This is a genomic window from Gammaproteobacteria bacterium (assembly GCA_011375345.1).
Taxonomy (GTDB): domain Bacteria; phylum Pseudomonadota; class Gammaproteobacteria; order DRLM01; family DRLM01; genus DRLM01.
The window spans coordinates 1-3,913 of the sequence record DRLM01000104.1; the positions used below are offsets into that span (position 1 = coordinate 1).

The 3,913-nt window shown below is 58.8% G+C and carries 4 protein-coding genes; all 4 read left to right on the plus strand.

Annotated elements, in window-relative coordinates; genetic code table 11:
• Positions 1-115: 115 nt before the first annotated feature.
• A complete protein-coding gene (gene sat, locus ENJ19_07700; GenBank protein ID HHM05610.1) occupies positions 116-1,333 on the plus strand; it encodes a sulfate adenylyltransferase in 1,218 nt (405 codons plus the stop codon).
• 157 nt (positions 1,334-1,490) lie between these two features.
• On the plus strand, positions 1,491-1,781 hold the full coding sequence (locus ENJ19_07705) for a BrnT family toxin (GenBank protein ID HHM05611.1): 291 nt from the start codon (positions 1,491-1,493) through the stop codon (positions 1,779-1,781).
• Complete coding sequence (locus ENJ19_07710) at positions 1,778-2,002, plus strand: antitoxin (GenBank protein HHM05612.1); 225 nt, start codon at positions 1,778-1,780, stop codon at positions 2,000-2,002. Before ENJ19_07705 ends, ENJ19_07710 begins: the two co-directional genes overlap by 4 nt.
• A 373-nt stretch (positions 2,003-2,375) precedes the next feature.
• Positions 2,376-3,913: hypothetical protein (locus tag ENJ19_07715; GenBank protein ID HHM05613.1), on the plus strand; the 1,538-nt coding region annotated here is incomplete at its 3' end.

The window sequence follows — 3,913 nt, forward strand, 5'->3', positions numbered from 1 at the left end:
CCCAATGGGCGCGCGCGCGCCAACACGGTAGAATAGCGGCCCAAACTCACGCCCAGCGCCTGCCCGTCGGCACGGCGAGACAAATAATTATTAATCCAATCAAGGAGTTTTTACTATGTCCACTCTAGTCAAGCCCCACGGCGCCGAGCGTTTGAAACCTCTGCTGCTCAGCGGTGACGCGTTGACAGCCGAACAGGCCCGCGCCGCCACGCTGCCGAAAGTGAGCATCAGTTCGCGGGAAGTGGGCGACCTCATCATGCTGGGCATCGGCGGCTTTACCCCCCTGGATGGCTTTATGACCCGGGCTGACTGGGAAGGCGTGTGCGACGGCATGAAGATGGCCAACGGCCTGTTCTGGCCCATCCCCATCACCCTGTCCACCGATCCCGGTACCGCTGACGGCATCGGGCTGGGCGGAGACATCGCCCTGGTGGACGGCGAAAGCGGCGAGATCATGGCCACCATGCGGGTCACGGAAAAATACCGCATCGACAAAGAACACGAATGCATGATGGTGTTCAAAACCACCGACCCGGCCCACCCCGGCGTCAAAATGGTCATGGCGCAGGGTGAGGTAAACCTGGCCGGGCCGGTGAAAGTGCTGTCCCAGGGCCGATTTCCCACCGACTTTGCCGACACCTACATGACGCCTGCCGAGACCCGCAAGCTGTTCGAAGAAAAAGGCTGGTCCACGGTGGTGGCGTTCCAGACCCGCAACCCCATGCACCGCTCCCACGAATACCTGGTGAAAATCGCCATCGAAACCTGCGACGGCGTAATGATTCACAGTCTGCTGGGCAAGCTCAAACCCGGCGACATTCCCGCGGATGTGCGTGCCAAGGCCATCGGCGCCCTGATCGAAAAATACTTCGTCAAAGACACCGTGGTGCAATCGGGCTATCCGCTGGACATGCGCTACGCCGGCCCCCGCGAAGCATTGCTTCACGCTTTGTTCCGGCAAAACTACGGCTGTTCCCACCTCATTGTCGGCCGCGACCATGCCGGCGTCGGCGACTACTACGGTCCCTTCGACGCCCAGCATATCTTCGATGAACTTCCTCACGGCGCCCTGGAAACGCAGCCGCTCAAAATAGACTGGACCTTTTACTGCTACCAATGCCAGGGCATGGCCTCCATGCGCACCTGTCCCCATGAAGCAAAAGACCGCCTGCTGCTTTCAGGTTCCAAGTTGCGCAAAGCCTTGTCTGAAGGTTCGCAGGTGCCCGCCGAATTTTCCCGTCCGGAAGTGCTGCAGATCCTGCGCGACTACTACGCCGGCTTGGCAGAGCACGAAAAAGTGGAAGTGAAACTGAGTGGCCACTCGGCGCGCTGAGGGACCGCGACAACCCGATGCCGGGCGGGGCCAGCCGCCCCGCCGGGGCACCGTGAATTCACCTTTCGATCTCCAAATCAGCCCCCCTGCGTGGTGATTCGCCTAACCCGCGTTAGGCCTGCTTGAAAATGCACTCGAACGTACATACAATGTACATATCATGAAATTCGAGTGGAACCCAGCAAAAGCGGCATCGAATCTGAAGAAGCACGGAGTTTCCTTTGAGGAAGCCAGAACCGTGTTTTACGATGAGTTTGCAGTCCAGTTCTATGATCCTGAAGGCTCGGAATTAGATGAAGATCGATTCTTGTTACTAGGTGTGAGTTGCAATGCCAGGGTTTTGCTTGTATGTCATTGTGAAAGAGATTCTGGAGATACAATCCGAATTATTTCTGCCCGAAGGGCGACGAGGAAAGAACGAAAGTTCTATGAAGGTGGTGCACGATGAAGAAGGAATATGACCTTTCTAAAATGAAATCCCGTAGAAATCCTTATGTTTCAAAATTAAAGAAGCCAGTAACTATAAGGCTTAGTGAGGACGTGATTGACTATTTCAAGAAAATGTCAGAGGAATCTGGTATTCCTTACCAAAGCCTTATAAATCTTTATCTGAGAGATTGTGTGGCTCAACATAGGGAAGTAGATATTTCATGGCGTAAACAGGCCTAACAAGCGACTGTGATCCCATGTCAAGCTGTTAAACATGTTCGGTGCGCCATGGTGTTTGGTCTCGCAGCATGGCACTTCAACCCGGACAGTCCTCCGCGGCGATGGAAACCAGAAGCGGTACGGGCATCCTGGTCGCGCGCGACGGTCTGGCTGCCGTTCACCCCGCATAGGATTCAATCAACATTTGGGCTAGCCCAGTGCAGTGGACCATCAGCATCAGCACCACGACCCCATGGCAGCAACCATCCCCCTCAGCGGCGCACCGACCTCGTGTTATCCATCTGTTATCTCCCTTGTTTTATGCTCTATCTCCGATAGTGTGACAATTGGGGGGCATATGAAAATGACCAGTGCAAAGAAAGGTTGTTGGGGGATGTTGGTGTGGTGCTTGCTGGGGATGTTCGGCCTTGCCGCTTGCAGCGGTGGTGGTGACGGCACGCCCGATTCCGGCAGTCCGCAGGGATCCACGGGCAGCACCGCGACCACCGCCAGTGGCGCGGCAGTGAAGGGTGTAATCAAACAGGGCCGGGTGACCGTGGAGGAACTGGCCAGCGACGGTTCGGTATTGCGCACGGTGGGCACGGCGACCACGGACGATGCCGGCGAATACACGGTGACATTGGATACGGCCTATGCCGGCGGGCCGCTGTTGTTCACCCTCAGTGCCGATGAGACCACAGCCATGGTGTGTGATGTCGCGCCCGCTTGTGGCACGCGCAATGACGATATTGCCGATGCCAATGGCAACAGCACGGTGGACGTGGGCGAGGACATGCGCGTACCCGGCCTGGCCATGACAGCCATATTGCCCAAGGCGGACAGCGGCGCCACAGTGAGCGCCCAGATCACGCCCTTCACCCACATGGCGGCCCAGCGCGCCCTGCGGGAAGCGGTAGTGGATGCCGCCGCAGCGGAGACGGCGAACTCCGAGGTGGCCAATCTGCTGGGGGGCGTGGACATACTCCGTGTCCGACCGGTGAATCTGACCGACCCCGCCGCCATGGACGAGGCCCGGGAAGATCAGCGGGTCTATGCCTTGCTGAGCGCCGCGGTGGGCGCCCTGGCGGTGCAGGAGGGGCGCCCCCTGGCGGAGGCGGTGAACACCGTGGCGGGGTCCTTCTCCCAGGGGACGCTGGTGGCCAGCGAAGGGGTGCCTGATCCGGCCAATTATTCCTTGCAGGAGCTGCAGGATGCCCTGGAAACCCAACGGAGTCTCATGAACGTTGAGGACCGCTCCGGCATGTTGGCCGGCCTGCTGAACCGGTTTCAGGACGCCATCACCACCGCCGGGGTGGACGGCATCATTGATCCTGAGCCCAGCCCCAACGCCGGTGACAGCGACATCGCCAAGGCCAAGGCACTGGTGCAGGAGATCCGGAACTGGGCCAAGCAGATCGCGGCGCTGGAAAATCCTGCCGATGCATTTGAGGCGGACGTAGAGCAGGCGGGTAAACTTACTGAAGCCTTTAATCAGGGTTCGGGCGACTCGGTGACAGGGGCCCTCCGCATGGTGAAGGCTTTTCTGGACTCTGGCGCGGGGAATGGTGAATACGAATTCGGTGCCGGGAAATTCATTGATACGGACGGCCTCGGCCTTACCGGCAACGGTACCGTCACCGTGACTGGTACGGGCAGCGGAACCTTGACCCTGGCACTGGCGGGGTCCATTACCCCCCCTTCCAAAATCGAGTTTTCCGAAGGGAGGCCGGTTCAGCTTAACTTTCCGCCCCAGAATCTGGACCTGACTTTCACCGTTAACGAAGCGCGTGACTCGCAGCTTGAAGGCTCGGTGGCCGGTACCGTCACCGACAGCGCAGGCAGCGCCAAGCTCACTGTGACCAACGGCACGTTCAACATCTCGGGCAGCAGCTTGTCATTGGACAACCTTGAAGCGACGGGCTCGACCCTGAA